The organism is Nitrogeniibacter mangrovi (genome assembly GCF_010983895.1).
Classification (GTDB): domain Bacteria; phylum Pseudomonadota; class Gammaproteobacteria; order Burkholderiales; family Rhodocyclaceae; genus Nitrogeniibacter; species Nitrogeniibacter mangrovi.
The window spans coordinates 235187-259245 of sequence record NZ_CP048836.1; the positions used below are offsets into that span (position 1 = coordinate 235187).

Below are 24059 nucleotides of genomic sequence, written 5' to 3' on the forward strand. Positions count from 1 at the left end.
GGACACGCCGCCCGCGGGCGACGTGTCCGGCTCATGATCTGCGATGCGTGGCGAGTTCTTCCGGGGTGTTGATGTTGGCGAAGGCCTCCGGGCAGTCGTCGAAGTCGACGATCGCATGGGCGCAGCCGAACACCCAGCGGTCGATCTTGCGCTCGCCCGACGCCAGGAAGGCCGCCAGCGCGTCGGCCACGGTCGTGCGCGCGAGCAGGAACACCGGCTGGTTGAAGCCGCCGGCCCGCGCCATCGCCACCTCGGCGCCCGCGGCCTCGGCCCCCGCCCGCAGGCGCGCCACCAGATCGGTGGGGACGAAGGGCGAATCGCACGGGCAGGTCACCACCCAGGCGTCCTCGCCGGCCGCCCGATGCAGCCCGGCGTCCAATCCGGCCAGTGGACCGGCATAGCCTTCGAGCCGGTCGGAGACGACCGGCAGGCCGAAGGCGGCATAGGTGTCCGCGTTGCGGTTGGCGTTGATGAGCAGCCGGTCCACCTGCGGCGCGAAGCGTTCGATCACGTGGGCTACCATGGGCCGGCCGTCGAGCGCGACCAGGCCCTTGTCCGCCCCGCCCATGCGACGGCCCATGCCGCCGGCGAGAATCAGTCCGATCACCGGTGTCTGGCTCATGCGCCTCTCGTGATGCGTTCAGGATGGGAATAGACCAGATGACGACCGACCCGCGCGCGGCACACCAGCGTCACCCCCATCTCCTGCGCCATGGCCAGGCCCATCTGGGTCAGGCCGGAGCGGGAGACCAGGAAGGGCACGCGCATCTGCACCGCCTTCATCACCATCTCGGAGGTCAGCCGGCCGGTGGTGTAGAAGATCTTGTCCGGGCCGGTTTCCTCGTCCAGCCACATGAAGCCGCTGATCGCGTCCACTGCGTTGTGCCGGCCCACATCCTCCACATGGTAGAGCAGCGGCGCCTCGTCGGTGTTGCGCAGCAGGGCGCAGCCATGCACCGAGCCGGAGCGCTTGTAGATCGTGTCCAGCGCCAGGATGCGGCCCAGCGCCGCGTCCAGCGTCTCCACCGACACCGTGGCGTCGCTGTGGATGGGTTCGAGGGTGTCGAGCCAGTCGCCGAACATGGTGCCCTGGCCGCAGCCGGTGGTGATCGTGCGCTTGGCCGTCAGGGTGGCCACGTCCACGCCGCTGCGGGTGGCAACGGCGCAGGCGCCGGTGGCCCAGTCCACATGCACCGCGGCCAGCTCGGCCAGGTCGTTGACCAGCCGCTGATTGCGCAGATAGCCCATCACCAGCGCTTCCGGCGCCTGGCCCAGGGTCATCAGCGTGACCACCTCCTGCTTGTCCAGATACACCGTCAGCGCATGCTCGCCCGGCACCTCCACCGCGCGGGTCTGGCCGTCGTGGGCGATGACCGTGGTGGTCTGGGTGGCCGGGCGTCGGGCGCGAGTGATCGACAGGATCGGGGCGTCGGGCGTCTCGCCCAGCGGGATGTCGAATACGGCCTCGGTGTCGGTCGGCATGGGCTCGATGGGCTCGGCGGCGGGCACGAATCGCGAAGCGGTGCCTCTAATGATGAACGATGCGCCATTTTAGCCCGGAATGCCCCTGCGCACGGGCTCAGAACGCCAGGGAGAACCCAATGAACACAGGCACTGCGCCGTCTCCACCGCCCATGCAGTTGTCGGTCTGCTTCGCCCGCGAGGCGGTCCCCGACAATCGCTGGATCACCCATCGCTGGTCCCTGGTCGGCATGCATGTCGGCAGCGCGCCGCCGCCGCTGGAGAACCAGGTCGTCGTCTCCGGGCTCACCCTCACCCTGCACGGGGAGGAGGCCGACGGCTACTACATGAACGTCACCGCCGACGAACCCTCGCTGTTCTTCATGGTGCGCCCCAGCGACGACAGCGATCCCGACAGCGCGCCCACCGTCATCGAGGTCAGCGCCAACTTCTACGAAGCCTCGCGCTGGATGGATTCGGGCGAGGCCGTCGAGCGTCTGCCCCTGCCCGCCGACTGGGCCCGCGCCATCGAGGCCTTCGCCCGCGACCACTACAAAGCCCCCGAAAAGAAAGCCCGCAAACGCTACGCCCGCACCGGAGACCACCATGGCCGACCCGGACACTGACGCCACCCACACCCCCGCCGCCGAGGACGCCGGCTTCCTGCGCCGCTGGTCACAGCGCAAGCATGCCGTCGCCCGCGGCGAAGCGCCGGTCGAACCGCCGGTGACGCCGCCGGCCGCCCCGCCGGTACAGGACGACACCCCACTCCCCGACCCCGCCACGCTCACCCTCGCCGACGACTTCTCCGCCTTCCTCGGCGAGCAGGTGTCTCCCGCGCTCAAGCGCAAGGCCATGCAGCACCTGTTCAGCCATGCGGTGTTCAACGAAGTGGACGGCCTCGACGTCTACATGGAGGACTTCAACGCGGTCCCCAATCTCGACAGCGCCTCCCTGGCACTCGCCAGACACGCCCGGGCCGTGCTGGAACCGGCAACGGGTGAAGAGAATGCGGACGACGAGGCGAGCGCGGCGGACGAAACGCCGGTGGTTACCGATGCCGGGACCGAGGCTCGTGACACCACGCCCCCGGTGAGCGGCGATTCGGAAGATCGCGCGGCCCCGGAGACTCCGGCAGCAGGCGAAGACGGCCGCCCCGAATCCGTTTGAGACGGTCGTGTCGGGGTGCGGTCGTACGCGGCGTCTTGCACATGCGCTCATTCAAGTGACGCTCCAGGGCATCCGTTGACGACCCTATCTTGCCGGCATGGTGTCAAGGCACACGGCGGGCGATGTTGCTCTATGACTTTGGTGCTAGGATGGCGGTGAATGGAACAGTGGTGATGGACGCGATAATCGATACCCCGACGTTGGTGCGATCAGGCGTGGTGGGCGCAAGCGACCAGCCCTTGATCGACGGGCTGCTCGCGCAGATCGCCGTGGTCGATCATGGCGGTGAGATTGTCGCGGTGAATCGTGCCTGGCGCGAGTTTGCTCTGGCCAACGGGGGCTCGCCCGACAAGTTCGGGATTGGGTGCAATTACCTGGAGATCCTCGCCGCCGTCGTGGCCTGCGGCGATGATGCGTCCGCCGACCAGGATCTGGCCTACGCCACGCTGGCCGCCGCCGGGTTGCGGGCGGTGCTCGACGGGCGCAACCCGAGATTTCGCATGGAATACCCGTGCGACACCGCGACCGAACGGCGCTGGTTCATGCTCACCATCACTCCGGTGGCAGCGCCACAGGGTCTGGGCGCCATCGTGGCCCACGAAGAACTGACCGCCCTGCGCCTGGCGCGGGACGAGAATCTGCGCCACGCCGCGCAGCTGAACAAGGCATTCACCGACATGGTCGAGGCGGTCGCCCTGTTCGTCGAGAAGCGCGACCCGTACACCGCCGGCCACCAGCAGCAGGTGTCGGCCCTGTGCGATGTGATCGGTCAGGGCATGGGGCTCGATGAAGACCGTCGCCAGGGGCTGGTACTCGGGGCCAGCATCCACGACATCGGCAAGATCTCGGTGCCGGCCGAGATCCTGACCCGCCCCGGCCGCCTCAGCGATCCTGAGATGGCGATCATCCGGACGCATCCCGAGACCGGTTTCGAGATCCTCCACGGTATCTGCTTTCCCTGGCCCCTGGCCGACATGATCCGGCAACACCATGAACGGCTCGACGGCTCGGGATATCCGTTCGGTCTGACGGGTGACGCGATCTGCCTTGAAGCGCGCATCATTGCCGTGGCCGATGTGTTCGACGCCATCAGCTCCCATCGGCCTTACCGGCCGGCGCACGGTCATGAGGCGGCGCTGGCCGAGCTCTCGGCCGGCCGGGGCAGCCGCTACGACGCCTCGGTCGTCGACGCCTTCATGGCGAGCTGGCAGGCAGGTCGACTCCCGGTTTGAAGGCCGCGCTGGCGACCGGCCTACTGACGGGTCGGCGGCAGCGCAAACACCACCAGCGCGCCGCCGCCCTTGAAACCGAACAATGAGTTGCCGCCGGCCGCGACCGCCACGTACTGAACCCCGTTCACCTCGAAGCTCACCGGCGGCGCGTTGACGCCCGCGCCGCACTGGAAGCGCCACAGCGGTGCGCCGGTGTCGGCGTCGTAGGCGTTCAGGTAGCCGTCGCCGTCGCCCATGAAGACGAGGCCGCCGGCGGTGGCGAGGACGCCGCCGACCAGGGGCTTGTCGGTCTTGCGCTGCCAGCGGATCTTGCCGCCCTCGCGGGTGGCAATGGCGGTGAGGGTGCCCCAGTTGGGTTCGTCGATGGGTTTGAGTTCGGTGTAGCGCAGCGGCGTGCCGTCCTTGCCCTGGATATCCTTGACGGTGTAGCGGATGGGGATGTGGGAGGCGGCGACGTAGGCGAGGCCGCTGGCCGGGTCGTAGGCCACCGGCGACCAGTTGGCGCCGCCGACCGCGCCCGGTGTCACCCGCGTGCCCTCGGCGCTGGGCGGTGCGAACAGGTTTTCCTGCGGGACGAAGGCCTCGGACTTGAACAGCAGCTGGCCGGTGTTGCGGTCGTGGGCGTAGAACCAGCCGACCTTGGAGGCCTGGCCGACGGCGGCGACGGGGCCGTCGGCCGTGGGCAGGTCGAAGAGCACCGGCGGGCTGGCCACGTCGTAGCCCCATAGGTCGTGCGGCACCTGCTGGTAGTACCACTTGAGCTTCCCGGAATCGAGGTCCAGGGCCGCCAGCGACATGGTGTACAGGTTGTCGCCCGGGCGCGAGCTGTCGTCCATCTGCGGCGACGGGTTGCCGATGCCGACGAACAGGGTGCGGGTGTCGGCGTCGTAGGCGGGCGTGGTCCACGCGGAGCCGCCGCCGTGCTTGGCGGCGTCGGGGAATCGGGCCAGGGCGGCCTGCTCCCGTGCGATGTTGCGGGGCAGGGGCACGCCGTCCGGGGTGGTGGGGCGGAACTGGCCCTCCCAGCCGGTGGCGGGCACGGTGTCGAACTGCCACACGCGTCGGCCGGTGCGGGCGTCGAAGGCGGCGTAGAAGCCGGGGCGGCCGTAGCTGCCGGCAAAGCCGACCACGGCGCCCACCGGCGCGCCGGCGGTTTCGGCTTCCAGATGCAGGCCGTAGCCGACGCCGGTGATGCCGACGATGACCTTGCCGTCCACCACCAATGGGGCCATGTTGGCGCCCACGCCGGTGGTGCCGGTGGCCGCCTGGGCGCGCATGGCGTTGCCCTCGTCGAGGTCGCTGGCGGCCTCGGTCGGCCCGCCGTCGGTGGCCAGGGCGACGTCCCACACCGGCTTGCCGGTGGCGGCGTCGAGGGCGACGAGGCGGGCGTCCACGGTGGCGATGAAGACCTTCCCGTAGGCGACCGCCACGCCCCGGTTGGCCGGCCCGCAGCACATCGTCTTCGTCCGGCGCACATGGGTGTAGCGCCACAGCTCGCGACCGCTGACCGCGTCGATGGCGGCGACATGGTCGAAGGGCATGGACAGGTAGATGACGCCATCGACCACCACCGGCGTGGCCTGGAACGAGGCCTTGGCGCCGGTCTGGTAGATCCAGCGCGGCACCAGGCGGGCGACCGTGTCGCGGTTGATCTGGGTGAGCGCCGAGAAGCGCTGGTTGCTGTAGTCGTGGCCGTAGGTCAGCCAGTCGCCCGCGTCCTGTCGGGCGGTGGCCAGGCGCGCATCGTCGACCGGCGCGGCGGACGCGACCGAGGCGACGCCGATGGCGGCCACGGCCATCCACAGGGCAAAACGGGGCATGATGTTCTCCGCAAGGGGCAGGGTCGGGCCTCCACATTACGCGTGACTCGCGAGCGGTCGGCAGGGGAATTTGCCCGACGAACACGGTCCGCTTGCCCGAGTCGGACAAAAGCGGCCGTCCGCTGTCGAAAACCGGCGTACGCGGTCGACCATGAAGTGCCCCTCCCGGCAAAACCCCTCAACAGGAGACACCCCCATGCCCAACACCGTACAACTTCACCGCGTCCTGCGTGCCACACCCGAGCGCGTGTATCGGGCCTTCACCGATCCGGATGCGATGGTCAAGTGGATGCCGCCCCACGGCTTCACCGGCAAGATGCATCACATGGATCTGCGCGTGGGCGGCGCGTACAAGATGTCGTTCACCAACTTCAACACCGGCAGCAGCCATTCGTTTGGCGGCACGTATGTGGAGCTGGTGCCCAACGAGCGCCTGGTCTATACGGACCGGTTCGACGATCCGAACCTGCCGGGCGAGATCCGGGTGACGGTCACGCTGGCGCCGGTGATGTGCGGCACGGCGCTGAATGTCACCCAGGCCGACCTGCCCGACGCGATTCCGGTCGAGTTCTGCTACCTCGGCTGGCAGGAATCGCTCGAACTGCTGACCAAGCTGGTGGAGCCGGAGATTCCCGACGCGCCCTGAGGCGGGCGCGGCTCGGTCAGCTCAGCCCGGCGGCGTCGAGGCCGTAGCGCTTATCCAGCGTGCCGGGCACGGAGCGAAAGGCGACGTTGATGCGATTCCAGCCATTGATGGCCATGATGCGGTAGGTCAGGGCGGTCAGCGCCCGGGCGTCGAACTGCTCGCGCACCGTGTCGAACAGGGCATCGTCGACCCCGGTCGGTGCCAGCTGGGTGAGCGCTTCGGTCCAGGCGAGGGCGGCGCGCTCGGGTAGCGTGAACAGCGGCGACTCGCGCCAGATGGCCACATGGTGCAGGCGCAGCTCGCGCTCGCCATGCATGCGCGCCTGCTTGACATGCATGTCGAGGCAGAAGGCGCAGCCGTTCAGTTGCGAGGCGCGGATGTCGACCAGATGGCTGATGCCGGCGTCGATGTCGCCGTCCGCGGCGACGGCGAGGCTGAAGTCGAGGAATTTCTGGAACAGGGCGGGAGATTGCCGGGCGTAGTCGATGCGCGCCGGGCGGTGTTGATCGCTCATGGGGGTATTCCCTTGTGGTGGTTCGAGACTGTGCCGACCGATCGACCGGTCACCCCCTGAAGACGACATGGCCGTGCGCGATGTGACATGGCGTTGGCGATCGCGCGATTACATGGCGTCGACACCACGGGCCACACTGCCGAGCTTGTCCGGATTGCGCTGGATGTAGACGGCGCCGATGCGCCCTGGCGCGGTGTCGGAGGGTGCCAGCGCCACGGTCTGGACCAGTCGGCCACCCTCGAGATCGTCCACGACCAGGCAGCCGGGCAGGCCGTTGATGCGCGCCGGGATCAGGCGCCAGCCCCGGCTGTCCGGCAGGCGGGCGAAGCCGATGAAGGTCTTGGCGATCAGGGCGCCACCGTGCAGCGGTCGCGGTACCGCGCTCACCTTGCCGCCGCCGTCGGCGAGCATGACCGCGTCTTCGCTGAGCACGCGCGCCAGGGCGTCCACGTCGAAGCGCGTCACGGCGGCGCAGAAGGCTTCGAACAGGCGCTGGCCTTCGCCGTCGTCCACCGCGCGGCGCGGGGCGTCCGCCTTCACGTGCTGGCGCGCCCGGTGGGCCAGCTGGCGGCAGGCCGCGGGGCTGCGTTCCAGGTGGCGGCCGATCTCGTCGAAATCCATGTCGAACACGTCGTGCAGCAGGAAGGCGGCGCGTTCGAGCGGCGAGAGGCGTTCGAGCGCGAGCATGAAGGCCAGGGACACGTCCTGGGCGAACTCGGCCTGCGTCTCCGGGCCGGGCGACCATTGGCTGGCCATGTCGTCGTCGATCAGCGGCTCGGGCAGCCACACGCCGACATAGTGTTCGTGCCGCGTGGCGGCCGAACCCAGGCGGTCGAGGCACAGGCGGGTGGCCACGCGCGACAGGTAGGCGGCGGGGTGGGCGATGGGGTGTTCGTCCACCTCGGCCCAGCGCAGCCAGGTGTCCTGCACGACGTCCTCGGCCTCGGCGCGCGAGCCGAGCATGCGGTAGGCGAGCGCGCGCAGGCGGCCGGCGTGCTCGCGGTAGTAGCGTCGGGCGCGCTCGTCCAGTGGTGTGTCGGTGGTGTCGCGGCGGTGGTCGGTCATGTCGGGGCTCAGGCTTGCGGCCACGGAGCGGGCGTTGCCGCCGGACCCGTGGCCGGGGATCGTCGTCATGGTGACATGACGACGCCGGCTCCGGCGATGTGACATCGGCCCCGTCAGAACGTGACCGTGATCCCCGCGTACAGCGAGCGGCCCGGGCCCGGTACGGCGATGCCCCAGGGGATCGCGTTGATCCCCATGGTCGCGCCCTGGCCGGTGTAGGCGCCGCCGGTGGGCAGGTCGTGGAACGTGTCGAACAGGTTGTCGACGCCGAAGTCGAGGCGCACCTGCTGCCAGGCGTAGCTGCCGCGCAGGTTCACCAGCGCGTAGCCGGCGGTCTCGATCTCGTTGCGGGTGCCGGAGACGTGGTGCTTGCCGCGCACCATCACCAGCTCGGCCCGGTTGTCCCAGCCGCCGAGCCGATGGGTGAGCGTGAGCGTGGCGTTGAGCGGCATCACGTTGTACAGGCCCTCGCCGGTGTCCAGGTTCCTGCCGCGGGTGTATCCGAGCAGGCCCTCGAGCCCCCAGGCGCCGAGGCCGGATTCGCCCAGCGGCATGCGGCCGGACAGGTCGAGGCCGTAGAGGCGGGCGTCCTGGTTGGCGTACTTGAGGACCACGAACTCGCCGGCGGTGGGGGTCGTGGCCGGCTGGTTGGCGTCGATGTAGTCGTGCACGCGGGTGAAGAAGGGGGTGGCCTTGAGCATCCAGGCGCGATCCTCGGCATGCCAATCAAAGGTGGCCGAGACGGTGATCGCTTTTTCGGGCGCGAGGTTCACGTCGCCCACGTAGCCGTTGCCGTCGCCGACGAAGTTGTTCATCACCGCCGCCATGGGCCAGGTGGACCAGGTGTAGCGTTCGTAGAGGTTGGGGGAGCGCACCTTGCGGGCGATACCGGCCTCGATGTCGAGCGTGGGCCCGACGGTGTACCTGGCCAGCGCGGTGACATCCCAGTTGTGGTCGGTCCGTGCATGGTCCCGGGCGTTGAAGGCGGTGGCGTCGCGCAGTTGGTAGTTGAGCATCATGCCCATGCCGTTGGTGGGCGCGTAGCCGCTGACGTCGCCGGCGTCCATGCGCACCCGCTCGTAGCGCACGCCCAGCAGGGTCGTCAGGGGCGGGGCGAGCCTGGCTTCCCACTCGGCGAAGGCGGCCAGGCGGTCGCGCCGGCCGTCGTTGATGTTCACGAAGGTGCCCGGCGCCATCGTCCCGGTGCCGGAGGGCGGCCACTCGTCGTCGAGGGTGTAGTGCTGGAATTCCCCGCCGAGGCGCAGCACCTCCCGGTCGCTCAGGTCGAGCGTGGCCTTGAGGCTGGCGCCGGTGGTCTCGCCCTCGGTGTTCATCGGCATGCCATTCACGGCCGTGCCATACACCCGCTGTTTGTCGTCACCGAAGTTCATGTCGTGCTCGACCTTCTCGTGATAGGCACGCGCCTCGAGCAGCCCCCAGCCGAACTGGCCCAGGTAGCGCAGGTTGATGCGCGTGGCGTCGTTGTCGAGCATGTCCATGCGCTGGTTCGGATAGAGCTCGTAGGGCACGTGCTGCCGGGCCACGCGGGCGTCGAGCAGATGGTCGTCGGTGTGCCAGGCCAGGCCCACCGACTGGTTGCGCGTCTTGTAGGCGGTGGAGCCCACTTCGTCGCGATCGAGCGTGTGGTCGGCGCGACCGGTGGCGGTGCTGGTCTTGAAGTCGCGCGCCGCCCTGGTGTTGTTGGCGGTGGCGATCGCGTCGGCGTAGTGGATGCTGAAGGTCTCGGTGGCGTAGGTGGCCTTCAGATGGGCACCGCTGGCGTCGCCATTGCTGCGGTAATGGGCGCCGGCCTCGCCGGTGAACACGTGGCCCTGGCCGGGTGCGGCAAAGACCGGGGCGGCGGACTCGGCGACGATGGTGCCGCCGATGCTGTCGCCGCCGACGCTCACCGGGGTGATGCCGGCATAGATGTGCAGGGCGCCCACCGCGCTCGGGTCGAGATAGGACAGGGGCGAATTCATGTGATTCGGGCAGGCGGCGATCAGGTCCATGCCGTCGACCTTGATGCGCAGGCGGTCATCCGCGAGGCCATGGATGGCGGGCAGGCCGGAGACGCCCCCGGCGGGATTCACGCTCATGCCCGGCACCTGGCGCAGCAGGCTGGCGGTGTCGCTGGTGGCGGGTGCCAGGCGCTGCAGGGTGTCGGTGCCGAGGGGCGTGCCATGCTCGGCCCGGTCTTGCACGGTCACGGTGGGCAGGGGCGTGTCGTCGGCGTTTGCGGCCACGGGCAGGGCTGCGATGACCGAGGCCAGCACGAGGGGTTTCGATGGCATGCCGTTCTCCGGAAATGGACGGGAAAAACGGGCGCCATTGTTCGCAAGCCAGCGGCTTTCCGGAATGCGACATAGCGTCGCGGTGGCACTGTCGAAGCGGTGTTGAGCCGGCGTCTCGGGGGGCGTCGTCAGGGCGTGGGCAGGTCTCGGCCCAGGCCCGCCGCCGCGGCCGCCAGGCTGAGCGAGCGCAGACGCAGGTCGACGTCGAAGACATCGCTCACGAGCATGAATTCGTCGGCCCGGGTGCGCGCATGCAGGGCCTCGAACCCCGCGCGCAGGGTGTCGGGCCCGCCGACGATGGCGGCGCCGAGGAAGCTGTCGATGGCCTCGCGCTCCTGGGGCGGGACACGGGTCATGAAATCGGCCACCGGCGGCCTGAGCGGGCTGCGCTCGCCGCGCACGATGCCCAGCACCCGCTGCTGGACGGAACTGGTCAGGTAGCGGGCCTCCTCGTCGCTGTCGGCGCCGACCACCGGCACCCCGACGATCACGTAGGGTGCGTCGAGCGCGGCGGAGGGCTGGAACTGGCTGCGATAGACCTGCAGCGCCTGATTGAGCATGCGCGGCGCGAAGTGCGCGGCGAAGGCATAGGGCAGGCCGAGCTGGGCGGCGAGCGAGGCGGAGAACAGGCTCGAGCCGAGCAGCCAGATGGGGACATGGGAGCCCGAGCCGGGCACCGCGACGACCGCTTGCCCCGGATCGGGGGTGTTGAGCAGGTGAATGAGCTCGATCACCTCGCGCGGAAAATCGGCTTCGGTTCCGATCCGGTCGCGGCGCAGGGCGCGCAGGGTGAGCTGATCGGTGCCCGGTGCGCGCCCCAGCCCCAGATCGATGCGCCCGGGGTAGATGGCCTCGAGCGTGCCGAAGGCCTCGGCCACCATCAGCGGCGCGTGGTTGGGCAGCATGATACCGCCCGAGCCCACCCGGATGCGTTCGGTGGCCCCGGCGATGTGGCCGATCAGGACCGCCGTGGCGGAGCTGGCGATGCCGGGCATGTTGTGGTGCTCGGCCAGCCAGAGGCGGGTGAAGCCGAGCGCTTCCACATGGCGCGCGGTGCGCACCGCCAGGGCGATGGCCTCGGCGGCGTCGCCCCCCTCGCGGACGGCCACGAGGTCGAGCAGGGAGAGCTTCAGGTCGGCGGGCAGGGTCATGGCGGTATTGTCTTCCCGTTGGGGCGTGGGTGCCAGCACTTCGACCCGGCGGCGGCGCCCGGGTTCGACCGGACTCGATCGGGAACCGACCCGTTGCCGGCGGGTCGAATCGGCGCCATCATCATGGCACCGCAACGCACCGGCCGTGCGTGGCCCATGGCGAGGCTGCCGTCATGACCGAACCCACCCCCCCGTCCGCCCGGCCTTTCGGTGCCGTGCTCGGCCTTGCGCCGGGCGACGTTACCGTCCATTCGAGCGACTACGACAGCGCCGATCCGGCACAGCATCCCGACCACGACAGCTACCGCCATTTCATCGACGGCGAGTACATGGGCTACAAGTGGCAGTGCGTCGAGTTCGCGCGCCGCTGGCTCTACCTCAATGCGGGGGTGGTGTTCGACGACGTGCCCATGGCCTACGACATCTTCCGCTTGCGCACGCTGCGCCGGGTGGCGGACGACGCGCGCCTGCCGCTGCAGGCCTTCCACAACGGCGCGCCGCGCCATCCCGAGCCCGGTTGCCTGCTGATCTGGAACGAGGGCGGCGAGTTCCACGTGACCGGGCATGTGGCCATCGTCGTCGAGGTGCTGCCCGACCGGGTGCGCATTGCCGAGCAGAACGTGGACCACCGCAGCTGGCCCGCCGGCCGGGCGTGGGCGCGAGAGCTTCCGGCGCGCATCGACTCGGCCGGCGGCTACTGGATCCAGGCCACCCTGCCGGGCGCCAGCATCCTCGGCTGGATGCTGCAGACCGACGACGCCACCCACGCCGTGGCGCTCGAGGCGGTGGACCGCCGCCTGTTCGACCTGCAGGCGGCGCAGCTGCCGCGCCACGACCAGCACACCCGCCCCTGGCTCGACACCACCCGCGAGGACGAGGCGGCCTTCGCTGCCGCCATGGGCGGGCACCGCCTCACCACCACGAACGACCCGTACCGCTACTTCCGGCTCTCGGAGACGGCGCTGGACGCCCTGCGCCGCGCCACCAACGAACTCCATGCGATGTTCATGCACGCCACCCAGGTGGTGCTGGGCGACGATACCCTGCTCGCCCGCTTCAACATCCCCGAGGTGCTGTGGCCGCGCCTGCGGGTGAGCTGGGAGCGCCGGCGCGCACAGATGATCACCGGGCGCTTCGACTTCTCCGTCTCCGCGCGCGGGGTCAAGGCCTACGAGTACAACGCCGACTCGGCCTCGTGCCACATGGAGACCGGCCGGGTGCAGGGCAAGTGGGCGGCGCACTTCGGCTGCACCGACGGGCGCGATCCGGGCGACGAGCTGTTCGCCATGCTGGTGCGGGCCTGGCGCGACGCCGGTGTGGACGGGGTGCTCCACATCATGTACGACCGCGACGCCGAGGAGGCCTACCACGCCCGCTTCATGAAGTCCGCGGCCGAGGCGGCGGGGCTGCGTTGCCGCATGATCCGGGGCGTCGAGGGCCTGGGCTGGAACGGCTCGGGCGAGGTCGTCGACCCCGACGGCCACCCCATCCGCTGGGTGTGGAAGACCTGGGCCTGGGAGACCGCGCTGGACGAGCTGCGTGACCAGTGCCTCGAGGACGACCGCGTGCCCATCGCCCTGGGGCCGGACGGCGGCCGCCGCGCACCGCGCCTCGCTGACGTGCTGTTGCGCCGCGACGTGACCGTGTTCGAGCCGCTGTGGACGCTGATCCCGAGCAACAAGGCGATCCTGCCGGTGCTGTGGTCCATCTTCCCGAACCACCCCTACCTGCTCGACACCCGCTTTGCGCCGGGTGAGGACTTCGGCGCCGACGGCTACGTGGTCAAGCCCATCGTCGGGCGCTGCGGTGCCAACATCAGCATCTACGCGGCCGACGACACCCTTGTCACCGAGACCGACGGACGCTTCGACGACCGCGCCCAGATCTACCAGGCCTTCTTCGAGCTGCCGCGCCTCGACGGGCTCAACGTGCAGGTGTGCACCTTTAGCGTGGACGGCGTCTATGGCGGCGCCTGCGTGCGCGTCGACCCGTCGCTGGTGATCACCACCGACAGCGATCTGCTGCCGCTGCGCGTGGTGCCCGATGCGGCGCTGCTGGCCGGATCCTGAGCGGGGCGGTTTTCAGCGGCGGCGCGCGCAGGGCACAATGGGTCGATCGGCCGGGCGCTGCGATCGGCGGCGAGCCGGCGGCCACCGGAGCGTGAATGAGCGATCAGTCCCCCGACGAACTCTTTGCCTCGGCGCGTGCGTGCACCCTGTGCGCCGAGCATCTGCCCCTCGGGCCCCGGCCGGTGTTCCAGGCCGATCCGCGCGCGCGGATCCTGATCGCCGGACAGGCGCCCGGGCGACGGGTGCACGCGACCGGGGTGCCCTTCGACGACCCCAGCGGCGATCGCCTGCGCGACTGGCTCGGCATCGACCGGGCGGTGTTCTACGACGCCACCCGGGTGGCGATCCTGCCCATGGGCTTCTGCTATCCGGGCACCGGCAAGAGCGGCGATCTGCCGCCGCGGCCGGAGTGCGCCGCCACCTGGCGCGAGGCCTTCCTGGCCCACCTGCCCCGGGTGGAACTGACCCTGGTGCTGGGTCAGTACGCCCTCGACTACCATCTGGACGCCGGCCGCGTGGCGCTCACCGAGGTGGTGCGCGACTGGCGCCGCCACTGGCCCGCGCGGCTGCCGCTGCCGCATCCGAGCCCGCGCAACAACCGCTGGCTGGTGCGCAACCCGTGGTTTGCCGAGGAGGTGCTGCCGGCGCTGCGGGCGCGGGTGGCGGACGTGCTCGCGGCGTGACCTCGGCCGCGGGCCGCCGGCGCAGGTCTGTTAAAGTCGCGCCTGAACCGCCCACCCGCACCGGAGCCTCGTCGCCATGAATCGCCGCCACTTCTTCCGTCAGGCCGCCGCCCTGGCCACCGTGCCGCTGACCGGCTTCGGCCTCACCGCGTGCAGCGAGGTGCAGCCGGCCAGGCTGGCGCTGAACGAAACCCACTGCGAATACTGCAAGGCGGCCATCACCCAGCGGCCGTTCGCGGCGCAGGTGCGCGATGCGGGCGGCGCGACCCATTTCTTCGACGACTTCGGCTGTGCGGTGCGCTGGATCCAGGGGCAGGACCTGCCCGAGTCCCGGCTGCATTTCTGGGTGATGGACTACCACGGCGGCTACTGGGTGGACGCCTTCAAGGCCCATTACCACGGCGGCACGCCGAGCCCGCAGGGCTACAACCTGACCGCCTCGACCATCCCCGGCGGGCCGGACATGTCCTACCCGGCGGCCCGCGACGCGGTGCTGGCGCGGCCGGCCTGAACGGCGCGCCTCAGGCGTCCACCGAGAACAGGGTTCTCACCAGCGCGCTGGCCAGGGTGCGCGCCGCCTCGGGGTGGAAGCGGAAGAACAGCTCCGGCTCGATCAGCTCGATCTCCATCAGGCGCAGCCCCTGCGCGCTGCGCACCAGATCCACGCGCGCATAGACCGGCGCCGCCGGGCAGGCCCGCACCGTCCGTTCGGCAAAGGCGATCTCGTCCGCGGCCGGCAGGTGCGGGTGCACCTGGCCGCCATGGTCGTCCTGCACCCGGAAGTCGCCCGTCCGCGCGGTCTTGCGCACCGCGTGGGTCACGCGCCCGTCGATGACGATCAGGGAGATCTCGCCCTCGCGCACGATGGCCGGCTCGAAGGGCTGCACCAGCATGGCCTCGCGGGCGAGGCAGTCGGCGAGCTGGGTCTGGTGGGCGCCGAGGTCCGCGCGCCCGGCGCGCCAGGTGAGCCGGGCGCCGGCGGCGAGCGCGGGCTTGATGACCACCTCGTCCCAACCCTGGGCATCGAGCAGGTCATCCAGGGAGACCGGCGCGCCCGCGTCGAGAAATTGCGTGGGGACGACGGCGATGCCGCGTTCGGCCAGATCCCGCAGATAGCGCTTGTCCAGGTTCCAGTGGATCAGGGCCGCATCGTTGATCAGGCGCGTCCGCGTGGCGGCGTGCGCCAGCCAGGGGCGGAAGCGGTCGATGCGGTCCACATAGTCCCAGGTGGAGCGGAACAGGGCGGCGCGGGTCAGATGCCAGTCCATGGACGGGTCCGACCAGGCGCGCCGCGCCACTCGCAGCCCGAGCGCGTAGAGGGCGTCGATCAGCAGGCCTTCTTCGGTGGCGATCTGGTGCTGGTACCAGTCGTCGGGGTCGAGGGTGGCGTAGCGGGCCTCGGTAAGGACAATCAGGTCGTACATGGCGCTTCCGGGACGGTTCAGCGGGGCGCTTCGGCCAAGTGATCCACCATGCGCGTGACGGCATCGATCTGGGCGCCGTCACGGGTGGCGTAGTCGGTGTCCTCGTAGCCCCACCAGTCCCAGCAGGCCTTGGGGTTGAACACCCAGCGGAACCACCAGCCCGACCAGGTCCAGCCGTAGCGCGGGGTGGTCTGCGGGTAGAGGACGATGAGCCGGTTGGATTCGGCCCAGCGGTTGTAGCCGGCCTCGCGTACGAACACGGTGCCGATCTGGTCGGCGCTCTGGCGACAGCCGTGGAAGGCCACGTGCACCCGGCAGCCGCCGGTGCGGCAACCGCTTGGCACGTATACGTAGCCGGTCTGCCCCAGGCCGAGGGCGCCAGCGGCGTCGGCGTAGGGGGTCTGGTCGAAGGCGAGCAGCTCGCCGCCCGCACTGACCGCCTTCGGGGCGAGCGGGCCGAGCAGATGGGCGAGCAACTGCCCGGGGGCGTCGACGCCCGCGCAATGGTTGATGAACGGCGGCTCGGAGGTGTCGCAGGCGTTGGCGTCCGGCGCGTCGGGCGAGAGCATGGCGTGGCCGGCGCCGGGCACCTTGACGTAGGCCAGGTCGGTGGCGGCGACCCAGTGCCGGTAGAAGGCGGCCAGCGCGTCGACCACCGGCCGCGCGACGGTGTGGTCCGCGCCCCCGGAGAGCAGCCAGACCCGGTCGTGCACCAGGCCGGCAGGGGCGTCGATGCGCCCTGCGGTGGCGTCGGCCTCGACGAGGGCGACGCTGGCGGCGGTGCTGGGCACCGGGTCGTTGGCGTCGGGGTCCATGCAATTGACCAGGGCGCGCACGGCGCTGCCCTCGGCGCATTCGTAGGGCCCGGCCGCGAGGATGCCGGCCCCGGCGACCCGCGCGGAGTGGGCCACATGAAACTGCACCGCCATGTAGCCGCCGGAGGAGATCCCCGACACCGTCAGCTGCGCCGCGTCGGCACTCAGCGCCGGCAGGGGCGGTGCGGCGTGGGCGGCGATGCTCGACAGGCTCAGCAGGAGCGCGAGATGGCGGCGCATGAATCCGGGACGACGAAACGAAATGCTGTCATGATGGTCTTCCGTTCGTGTGCCGCGCAAGTGCGCTGGTGCACACCGGCAATGACAACGACAAGGCGCATGATCCGCGTCGCACCACCCCCGATACCCACAGGAGATTTCATATGGCTACCGTCACGCTCAAGGGCAATCCCGTCGACGTGGCCGGCACTCTGCCGGCCAAGGGCAGCCCGGCCCCCGATTTCACCCTCACCAACGGCGAGCTGGCCGATGTCGGCCTCGATGCCTTCGCCGGCAAGCGCAAGGTGCTCAATATCGTGCCCAGCCTCGATACCCCCACCTGTGCCACCTCGACCCGCAAGTTCAACGCCGACGCCGCGAGCCTGGCCGATACCGTCGTGCTCGTGATCTCGGCCGACCTGCCGTTCGCGGCGGGCCGCTTCTGCACCACCGAAGGGCTCGACAACGTGGTCACCCTGTCCACCTTCCGCAACGCCGGCTTCGGCCAGCGCTGGGGCGTGGCGATCACCTCCGGCCCGCTGGCCGGGCTGACCGCGCGCGCGGTGGTGGTGCTGGACAAGGACAACACCGTGCTGCACAGCCAGCTGGTGCCGGAGATCGCCGAGGAGCCGGACTACGCGGCCGCCGAGGCGGCGCTCGGCTGAGCGCAGTCGCAGCGAAGGTGACGGCGGACTGCGGTTCGCCGTTTTTTTTTGGTGCATTGCGCCATGGTTGCGGAACCGGCGCGGGGGGCGCCCTGTCATCCGCTTGAACCCCTGGCAAGATGGAGATTGCATGTCCCGGATTCGAACGACGCTCGTGGCGAGTGTGTTTCTGCTGTGTGCCGTACCGGCAGCCGCCGATGTCGTCCGCGTCACCCTCGCCAATGGCGACATCCTGCGTGGCGAGCTGCTGCGTCAGACCGATGACACCGTGTTCATCAAACACCCGGTGCTCGGGGAGCTGAGCCTGATGCGCGACGATATCCGCAGCGTCTTCATCGGCGCGGCCGCCATTGCGCGCGCCGACGCGCCGCCCGCACCGGCGAAGCCGGCGCCACCCCCCCCGGAAGACCGCGGCCTGCTCGGTTTCGGCTGGCTCAAGGACTGGCAGCGCCGGCTGGAGGCGGGCGTCAGCGGGGCGGCCGGGGCCTCGAGCAACCAGCAGGCGCATGTGGGTTTCATGGCCGACTACGAGGACACCGAGGTGCGCTGGCGCCAGCGGGCGCGCTTCTTCCACGCCGAGAGCGACGGCGAGGAGACCGCCAACAGTGCCGTGGTCAGCCTCAACCGTGACGATCTGTTGCCCGGCTCGCCCTGGTTCCGGTTTGCCGCCGGTCAGTACGATCGGGATGCGTTCCAGGACTGGCGCAACCGTCTGGCGCTCAACGGGGGGGTGGGTTACCAGGTGGCGGCCTCGGATCGTTACCGGCTGCTGCTCCGGGCCGGTTTGGGCGGCACCTACGTGTGGGGCGGGCCCGCGCGCGAGGAGGTGGCGCCGGAGGCGCTGCTCGGCTTCGACATGAACTGGAAGCTGTCGGCGCAGCAGACCATCAGTCTCACCAATGCGCTCTATCCCAGCCTCAAGGATGGTGGCCAGTTCCGCAACGTGTCCGCCTTCGACTGGATCATCAATCTCGACAAGGAGGCCGGGCTGGGGCTCAAGATCGGAATCAACAACGAGTATGACTCCCGGCCCGAGGACGGGGCCGATCGCAACGACTTCAAGTACACCAGCTCACTGATCTGGCGTCTGTGAGCGCGGGCGCGCCGGGATGAACGCCGGGTCGGCAAAGGCACGGCCGTCGGCGCGCCGCCAGGCGTGGTGGGTGCCCGTGCGCAGGAACTCGGCGGCGTCCGCATCGCCCTGCGCGGCGGCCTGGCGGAACAGCTCGAGGGCGGCGGGGCGGTCCGGGGCGATGCCGACGCCGAAATAGAGGGCGGTGGCGAACAGGGTCATCCCGGTCAGTCGGTAGCCCGGCGTGTGCGCGCGGGCGGCGCGCGCCAGCCAGGCGGTGGCCCGTTCCGGCCGGCGTGGCAGGCCGGTGCCGCTCTCGTACATCTGCGAGAGGCGGATCATCGCCCCGGCGTGACCGCGGCGGGCGCAGTCGGCGAGCAGGGCGAGCATCGCCTCGTCGTCGCCGCACATGGCGCCGGCCAGCAGATCTGCCGCGATGTCCGCGGTGTCGGTGCAGCGCGCGCCGTCCCCGGGCAAGCGGGCGAGGCAGTCGCCATGCGGGCGTGGTGTCGCCGCCGCGCTGCGCGCCACCTGGCGCAGCCAGGCCTGGACCGCCGGGGCGTCCACCGGGCGGTCCACCGCCTGCCAGCCGAGGCGCGTGCCGCCGTGGATCTCGTCCCAGTCCAGCCAGATACGCACCGGAGCGGTGCCGATGCGGGTAATGCCTTCGAGGCGCGCCGCGTCCACCCGGGCATCCCGGCTGGCGTGCGCCATCACCGCCTGCCACACCCGCACCGGGCCCTCGGGCAGGTGTGTGCTGTGGGCGCGGGCCGACGGGGTGGCGAGCACACCCAGGGCGAGCAGACAGGCGGCGAGGCGGAGCATGGACGGATTCCGGCGCAGAATTCCCGATCATGCTAGCGGCGCCGCGCCGGGGCCGACAGGGCGGCTTGCCCGCACGGGGGCGGGGGATTCGCCCGATCCGGCCGATGCGCCAGGGTGGTGCATGAATGTCGGTGAGTGCACAACATAAGATCATGTTTCCGCGTGAAAAAAACGTGGAACATGGGGGTTTGGGGCTGGTGTGGCGGAGCCCGAAACGATAGAATTCCTCCCCTTTCCCAACGCTTCGCCATCTGCGCAGGACGCGCCATGCTGTATCCCTCCCGTTTCGATGTCATCGTCGTCGGTGGCGGCCACGCCGGCACCGAGGCCGCGCTCGCCGCCGCCCGCATGGGCGTGCGCACGCTGCTGCTCACCCACAACATCGAGACCCTCGGGCAGATGAGCTGCAACCCGTCCATCGGCGGCATCGGCAAGGGCCATCTGGTCAAGGAAGTGGATGCGCTGGGCGGCGCCATGGCGGCGGCCACCGACGAGGGCGGCATCCAGTTCCGCATCCTCAACGCCTCCAAGGGGCCCGCGGTGCGCGCCACCCGCGCCCAGGCCGACCGGGTGCTGTACAAGGCGGCGATCCGCAAGCGCCTGGAGAACCAGGCCAACCTGACCCTGTTCCAGCAGGCGGTGGACGACATCACCGTGGCGGGCGACCGGGTGACCGGCGTGGTCACCCAGCTGGGCATCCGCTTCGAGGCGCCCACGGTGGTGCTGACCGCCGGCACCTTTCTCAACGGCTTGATCCATGTCGGCCTCACGCACCATTCCGGTGGCCGCGCCGGCGATCAGCCCGCCATCTCCTTGGGCCGGCGCCTCAAGGAATTGCAGCTGCCGCAAGGGCGGCTGAAGACCGGCACGCCGCCGCGCATCGACGGGCGCACCGTCGACTTCTCGGTGATGACCGTGCAGCCGGGCGACGATCCGGAGCCGGTGTTCAGCTTCCTCGGTTCGGTGAGCCAGCACCCGCGACAACTGCCGTGCTGGATCACCAAGACCAACGAACGCACCCACGAGATCATCCGCAACAACCTGGATCGCTCACCCATGTATTCGGGCGTGATCGAGGGCGTCGGGCCGCGCTACTGCCCGTCCATCGAGGACAAGATCCACCGCTTCGCCGACAAGGATAGCCACAACGTCTTCCTCGAGCCCGAAGGGCTGGAGACCCACGAGCTCTATCCGAACGGCATCTCCACCTCGCTGCCCTTCGACGTTCAGCTCGCGGTGGTGCGCTCCATCGCCGGCATGGAAAACGCCCACATCCTGCGCCCCGGCTACGCCATCGAGTACGACTACTTCGATCCGCGCAACCTCAAGAGCAGCCTGGAGACCAAGACCTTCCACGGCCTGTTCTTCGCCGGCCAGATCAACGGCACCACCGGCTACGAGGAGGCTGCTGCACAGGGCCTGCTCGCCGGGGCCAACGCGGCCTTGCAGGTGCAGGGGCGCGAGCCCTGGTGCCCGCGCCGCGACGAAGCCTACCTGGGCGTGCTGGTGGACGATCTCATCACCCGTGGGGTGGCCGAGCCCTACCGGATGTTCACCTCCCGCGCCGAGTACCGGCTCTCCTTGCGCGAGGACAATGCCGACCTGCGCCTGACCGAGAAGGGGCGCAAACTCGGCCTCGTGGACGACGCGCGCTGGACGGCCTTCTGCCGCAAGCGCGAGGCCATCGAGCGCGAGACCGCACGGCTCAAGGCCACCTGGGCGCGCCCCGACGCGATTCCCGCGGCGGCGGCCGAGCAAGCCGTGGGCAAGGCGCTGGAGCGCGAATACACCTTCTTCGAGCTGCTGCGCCGGCCGGGCGTCCGTTACGCCGCCCTGATGGCCCTGCCGACCGCGCCGGAGGCGCCGGAAACCGATCCGCTGGTGGTCGAGCAGCTCGAGATCGGCGCCCAGTACCAGGGCTACATCGATCGTCAGCAGGAGGAGGTGGCCCGCGCCGCCAAGGCCGAAGCCACGGCGCTGCCGGCGGACATGGACTACGGCGAGGTGCGCGGCCTGTCGAAGGAAGTGCAGCAGAAGCTGGCCGAGCACCGGCCCCAGACCATCGGCCAGGCCGGCCGCATCCAGGGGGTGACGCCAGCGGCCATCTCGCTGCTGCTGGTGCACCTGAAGCGCCGCGGCGCGGCCCGCCGGCTCGACGATGGCAGGGCCTCGGCATGAGCGAGGCGGCCCGACTGGAGCGCGGCCTGACGGCCATGGGGATCGACCTGCCGGAGGCGGCGCACGAGAAGCTCGTGGCGTTCGCAGCCTTGCTGGCCAAGTGGAACCGGGTGTACAACCTCACCGCGATCCGCGATGCGGACCAGATCCTCACCCATCATCTGCTCGATTCGCTGGTGGTGCTGCCGTTTCTGAGCGAGGTGAACACCCTGGCGGACATCGGTTCGGGCGGCGGACTGCCGGGTATTCCGCTGGCCATCGCCCGGCCCGACCTGCAGGTGACCTCCATCGAGACGGTCAACAAAAAGGCCAGCTTCCAGCAGCAGGCGCGCATCGAACTGAAGCTGGAGAACTTTCATGCCTTGTGCGCCCGGGTCGAAGACGTGCAGCCGGCGCAACGGTTCGACGGCATCATCTCGCGGGCCTTTGCCGAGCTGGCCGATTTCGTTCGCCTGTCGGCGCATCTGCTGCGCCCCGGCGGTCGTCTGTATGCCATGAAGGGCGTCTATCCTCACGAAGAGATCGCCCGCCTGCCGGACGGCTTCGTGCTGGCCGAGGCCCACACCCTGGCGGTGCCCGACCTCGATGCGCACCGTCATCTGATCATCATCGAACGCAACGGAACCGCCTGATGGCCCGAATCTTCTGTGTCGCCAACCAGAAAGGCGGGGTCGGCAAGACCACCACCTGCGTCAATCTCGCCGCCGCCCTGGCGCGACGCAAACAGCGCGTGCTGCTGGTCGATCTCGACCCCCAGGGCAACGCCACCGGCGGCAGCGGCATCGACAAGCGCGGCCTCGAGCGCTCGGTCTACCATCTGCTGGTGGGCATGGCCGATCTGGCGGCGGTGCGGGTCGCCTCGCCGTCGGGCAAGTTCGACGTGCTGCCGGCCAACCGCGATCTGGCGGGGGCCGAGGTGGAGATGGTCGAACTCGAGGGGCGCGAGAAGCGCCTCAAGAAGGCCCTGGCGGGGGTGGCCGACGACTACGATTTCGTGCTCATCGACTGTCCGCCGTCGCTGTCGCTGCTGACCCTCAACGGCCTGTGCTCAGCCCATGGCGTCATCATTCCGATGCAGTGCGAGTACTACGCGCTCGAGGGGCTCTCGGATCTGGTCAACACCATCAAGAAGGTGCATGCCAACCTCAACCGGGATCTGAAGATCATCGGCCTGCTGCGGGTGATGTTCGACCCGCGCATGACGCTGCAGCAGCAGGTCTCCGCCCAGCTCGAGGATCACTTCGGCGACAAGGTCTTCAAGGCGGTGGTGCCGCGCAACGTGCGCCTGGCCGAGGCGCCCAGCCACGGCATGCCGGGGGTGGTGTACGACCCGGCGGCCAAGGGCTCGCAGGCGTACCTCGACTTCGCCGAGGAAATGATCGAGCGCGTCAGGACGCTCTGAAGGAAAACGACAATGGCACCTCCGAAACTCAAGGGACTGGGGCGCGGCCTCGATGCGCTGCTGGCGGCCAACCGGGACGACGACGAAGACAAGGGCGCGCTGCAGACCCTGCCGGTCGGGGCGCTTCAGCCCGGCAAGTACCAGCCGCGTACGCGCATGGACCCGGGCTCGCTCGAGGAGTTGGCCGCGTCCATCAAGGCCCAGGGCGTCATGCAGCCGATCCTGGTGCGCCCCGTCGGCGAGGATCGCTACGAGATCATCGCCGGTGAGCGGCGCTGGCGCGCCAGCCAGATCGCGGGCCTGGAGCAGACGCCCTGCCTGGTGCGCGAGATTCCCGACGAGGCGGCGCTGGCCATGTCGCTCATCGAGAACATCCAGCGCGAGAACCTCAATCCGCTCGAAGAGGCGGCCGGCATCCAGCGCCTGGTGGACGAGTTCGGCATGACCCATCAGCAGGCCGCCGACGCGGTCGGCCGGTCGCGCCCGGCCGCCACCAATCTGCTGCGCCTGCTGCAACTGGCCGCGCCGGTGCAGGAGCTGCTCATGGCCGGGGACATCGACATGGGCCATGCGCGCGCCTTGCTGCCGCTCGACGGTGCGGTCCAGGTGCAGCTGGCCAATCGTGCCGCCGGCCGTGGCCTGTCGGTCCGCGAGGTGGAACGGCTCGTACACCACGAACTCAAGCCGCGCAGCCTGCGGGCCAAGCCGACGCCGGATCGCGACCTCCAGCGCCTCGAGGAGGAGCTGTCGGACGCCCTCGGCGCGACGGTGAAGATCAAGGCCAATCGCAAGGGGGCCGGCAGTCTTATAGTAGACTTCGGCTCTCTGGATCAACTCGACAGTTTGCTCGAACGCCTGCGGTGATGCGGGTTTCACCCGATTCGGGGGGTGATTGAAGTCATGTTGCAGTGCGGAAAAGTTTGACTTCGTTGTGGTGAACCCCTAGAATCGCCGGGATTTTTTGAGCGGCCACCCGGGTGTTTTTTCGGGGTCGGGCGCGTAAGGGACGGGATGTACAAGGCTGTCGGATTTCAGCTGCTCGCGACACTGTTGGCCGCGGCGCTATCGGCAGCGCTGTTTGGTATCGAAGGCGCCTGGTCGGCACTGGCCGGAGGCGTGGCCGTTGTTGTGCCCAATGCCTTCTTTGCTTTCAGATTGGCCGCCGTGCGTGGCCGCAGCCCCTCCGCTTACCCCGCCGCTTTCTTCGTTGGCGAATTCATCAAGGTCGCCGCGACTGTAGGATTACTGGCGCTGGCAGCAGCCACCATCAAGGACCTCCACTGGGGGGCGTTGATCATCGGTCTGGTGCTGGCGCTCAAAGCGAATTTGTTTGCATTATTGGGTCGTAACTAAC

Annotated in this window: 24 protein-coding genes; 14 read left to right on the top strand and 10 right to left on the bottom strand. The window is 69.7% G+C overall.

Annotated elements, in window-relative coordinates:
- Window positions 1–31: 31 nt before the first annotated feature.
- Both mobA and G3580_RS00990 read right to left on the bottom strand, forming a co-directional pair.
- A complete protein-coding gene (gene mobA, locus G3580_RS00985; RefSeq protein ID WP_173763491.1) occupies window positions 32–622 on the bottom strand; it encodes a molybdenum cofactor guanylyltransferase MobA in 591 nt (196 codons plus the stop codon).
- Window positions 619–1482: a formate dehydrogenase accessory sulfurtransferase FdhD gene (locus G3580_RS00990; protein ID WP_173763492.1), complete on the bottom strand. Its 864-nt coding sequence runs from the start codon at window positions 1480–1482 to the stop codon at window positions 619–621. The genes mobA and G3580_RS00990 overlap by 4 nt, the downstream gene beginning before the upstream one ends.
- Window positions 1483–1601: 119 nt before the next feature.
- On the opposite strand from G3580_RS00990, the gene G3580_RS00995 reads away from it, so the two are divergent.
- The 3 genes from G3580_RS00995 to G3580_RS01005 all read left to right on the top strand — a co-directional run bounded on the left by G3580_RS00995 (window position 1602) and on the right by G3580_RS01005 (window position 3863).
- On the top strand, window positions 1602–2087 hold the full coding sequence (locus G3580_RS00995; RefSeq protein WP_173763493.1) for a DUF3305 domain-containing protein: 486 nt from the start codon (window positions 1602–1604) through the stop codon (window positions 2085–2087).
- On the top strand, window positions 2068–2631 hold the full coding sequence (locus G3580_RS01000) for a DUF3306 domain-containing protein (RefSeq protein ID WP_173763494.1): 564 nt from the start codon (window positions 2068–2070) through the stop codon (window positions 2629–2631). The genes G3580_RS00995 and G3580_RS01000 overlap by 20 nt, the downstream gene beginning before the upstream one ends.
- Before the next feature lie 122 nt (window positions 2632–2753).
- Window positions 2754–3863 (top strand): HD domain-containing phosphohydrolase, encoded by a 1110-nt coding sequence (locus G3580_RS01005; RefSeq protein ID WP_173763495.1) that lies wholly within the window; start codon window positions 2754–2756, stop codon window positions 3861–3863.
- A 20-nt stretch (window positions 3864–3883) separates the two neighbouring features.
- Here G3580_RS01005 and G3580_RS01010 read toward each other — a convergent pair whose 3' ends face one another.
- The gene (locus G3580_RS01010) at window positions 3884–5683 is read right to left on the bottom strand and encodes a pyrroloquinoline quinone-dependent dehydrogenase (RefSeq protein ID WP_173763496.1); all 1800 of its coding nucleotides are present in this window, start codon (window positions 5681–5683) and stop codon (window positions 3884–3886) included.
- 196 nt (window positions 5684–5879) lie between these two features.
- Here G3580_RS01010 and G3580_RS01015 point away from each other — a divergent pair, with 196 nt between their 5' ends.
- A complete protein-coding gene (locus G3580_RS01015) occupies window positions 5880–6329 on the top strand; it encodes an SRPBCC family protein (protein ID WP_173763497.1) in 450 nt (149 codons plus the stop codon).
- A gap of 16 nt (window positions 6330–6345) precedes the next feature.
- On the opposite strand, the gene G3580_RS01020 is transcribed toward G3580_RS01015, so the two are convergent.
- From G3580_RS01020 to G3580_RS01035, 4 genes are all read right to left on the bottom strand, one after another.
- Entirely contained in the window at window positions 6346–6843 is a 498-nt protein-coding gene (locus G3580_RS01020) for a carboxymuconolactone decarboxylase family protein (RefSeq protein WP_173763498.1), read from the bottom strand.
- Between the two features lie 108 nt (window positions 6844–6951).
- Window positions 6952–7977, bottom strand: coding sequence for an RNA polymerase sigma factor SigJ (gene sigJ, locus G3580_RS01025; RefSeq protein ID WP_217424572.1), 1026 nt, complete (start codon window positions 7975–7977; stop codon window positions 6952–6954).
- Between the two features lie 44 nt (window positions 7978–8021).
- The gene (locus tag G3580_RS01030; RefSeq protein WP_173763499.1) at window positions 8022–10202 is read right to left on the bottom strand and encodes a TonB-dependent receptor; all 2181 of its coding nucleotides are present in this window, start codon (window positions 10200–10202) and stop codon (window positions 8022–8024) included.
- Between the two features lie 128 nt (window positions 10203–10330).
- A complete protein-coding gene (locus tag G3580_RS01035; RefSeq protein ID WP_173763500.1) occupies window positions 10331–11353 on the bottom strand; it encodes an LLM class flavin-dependent oxidoreductase in 1023 nt (340 codons plus the stop codon).
- A gap of 173 nt (window positions 11354–11526) precedes the next feature.
- Between G3580_RS01035 and gss the strand changes: the two genes are divergently transcribed.
- The 3 genes from gss to G3580_RS01050 all read left to right on the top strand — a co-directional run bounded on the left by gss (window position 11527) and on the right by G3580_RS01050 (window position 14616).
- Window positions 11527–13422 (top strand): bifunctional glutathionylspermidine amidase/synthase, encoded by a 1896-nt coding sequence (gss, locus tag G3580_RS01040; protein ID WP_173763501.1) that lies wholly within the window; start codon window positions 11527–11529, stop codon window positions 13420–13422.
- A 95-nt stretch (window positions 13423–13517) separates the two neighbouring features.
- Entirely contained in the window at window positions 13518–14105 is a 588-nt protein-coding gene (locus G3580_RS01045; RefSeq protein WP_173763502.1) for a uracil-DNA glycosylase family protein, read from the top strand.
- A gap of 76 nt (window positions 14106–14181) precedes the next feature.
- Entirely contained in the window at window positions 14182–14616 is a 435-nt protein-coding gene (locus G3580_RS01050; RefSeq protein WP_173763503.1) for a hypothetical protein, read from the top strand.
- A 10-nt stretch (window positions 14617–14626) separates the two neighbouring features.
- Here G3580_RS01050 and G3580_RS01055 read toward each other — a convergent pair whose 3' ends face one another.
- Both G3580_RS01055 and G3580_RS01060 read right to left on the bottom strand, forming a co-directional pair.
- Window positions 14627–15529 carry an ATP-grasp domain-containing protein gene (locus G3580_RS01055; protein ID WP_173763504.1) on the bottom strand — a complete coding sequence of 301 codons (903 nt, stop codon included), beginning with the start codon at window positions 15527–15529 and terminating at the stop codon, window positions 14627–14629.
- Window positions 15530–15546: 17 nt separating this feature from the next.
- Complete coding sequence (locus tag G3580_RS01060; protein WP_173763505.1) at window positions 15547–16584, bottom strand: extracellular catalytic domain type 2 short-chain-length polyhydroxyalkanoate depolymerase; 1038 nt, start codon at window positions 16582–16584, stop codon at window positions 15547–15549.
- A 143-nt stretch (window positions 16585–16727) separates the two neighbouring features.
- Here G3580_RS01060 and tpx point away from each other — a divergent pair, with 143 nt between their 5' ends.
- Window positions 16728–17228, top strand: coding sequence for a thiol peroxidase (tpx, locus tag G3580_RS01065; protein ID WP_173763506.1), 501 nt, complete (start codon window positions 16728–16730; stop codon window positions 17226–17228).
- A 130-nt stretch (window positions 17229–17358) separates the two neighbouring features.
- Window positions 17359–18321, top strand: a complete 963-nt coding sequence (locus tag G3580_RS01070; protein ID WP_173763507.1) for a DUF481 domain-containing protein — start codon at window positions 17359–17361, stop codon at window positions 18319–18321.
- Here the strand turns inward: G3580_RS01070 and G3580_RS01075 are convergent.
- The gene (locus tag G3580_RS01075) at window positions 18301–19125 is read right to left on the bottom strand and encodes an SEL1-like repeat protein (protein ID WP_173763508.1); all 825 of its coding nucleotides are present in this window, start codon (window positions 19123–19125) and stop codon (window positions 18301–18303) included. The two genes, G3580_RS01070 and G3580_RS01075, sit on opposite strands and share 21 nt — an antisense overlap.
- 267 nt (window positions 19126–19392) lie before the next feature.
- Here G3580_RS01075 and mnmG point away from each other — a divergent pair, with 267 nt between their 5' ends.
- The 5 genes from mnmG (at window position 19393) to G3580_RS01100 (ending at window position 24058) form a co-directional block, all read left to right on the top strand.
- Window positions 19393–21303 carry a tRNA uridine-5-carboxymethylaminomethyl(34) synthesis enzyme MnmG gene (gene mnmG, locus G3580_RS01080; RefSeq protein WP_173763509.1) on the top strand — a complete coding sequence of 637 codons (1911 nt, stop codon included), beginning with the start codon at window positions 19393–19395 and terminating at the stop codon, window positions 21301–21303.
- Window positions 21300–21935 carry a 16S rRNA (guanine(527)-N(7))-methyltransferase RsmG gene (rsmG, locus tag G3580_RS01085; protein ID WP_173763510.1) on the top strand — a complete coding sequence of 212 codons (636 nt, stop codon included), beginning with the start codon at window positions 21300–21302 and terminating at the stop codon, window positions 21933–21935. The genes mnmG and rsmG overlap by 4 nt, the downstream gene beginning before the upstream one ends.
- A complete protein-coding gene (locus G3580_RS01090; protein WP_173763511.1) occupies window positions 21935–22705 on the top strand; it encodes a ParA family protein in 771 nt (256 codons plus the stop codon). The genes rsmG and G3580_RS01090 overlap by 1 nt, the downstream gene beginning before the upstream one ends.
- Before the next feature lie 12 nt (window positions 22706–22717).
- Complete coding sequence (locus G3580_RS01095; RefSeq protein ID WP_173763512.1) at window positions 22718–23569, top strand: ParB/RepB/Spo0J family partition protein; 852 nt, start codon at window positions 22718–22720, stop codon at window positions 23567–23569.
- A gap of 147 nt (window positions 23570–23716) precedes the next feature.
- Entirely contained in the window at window positions 23717–24058 is a 342-nt protein-coding gene (locus G3580_RS01100; protein WP_173763513.1) for an ATP synthase subunit I, read from the top strand.
- The last annotated feature ends 1 nt before the right edge of the window (window position 24059 follow it).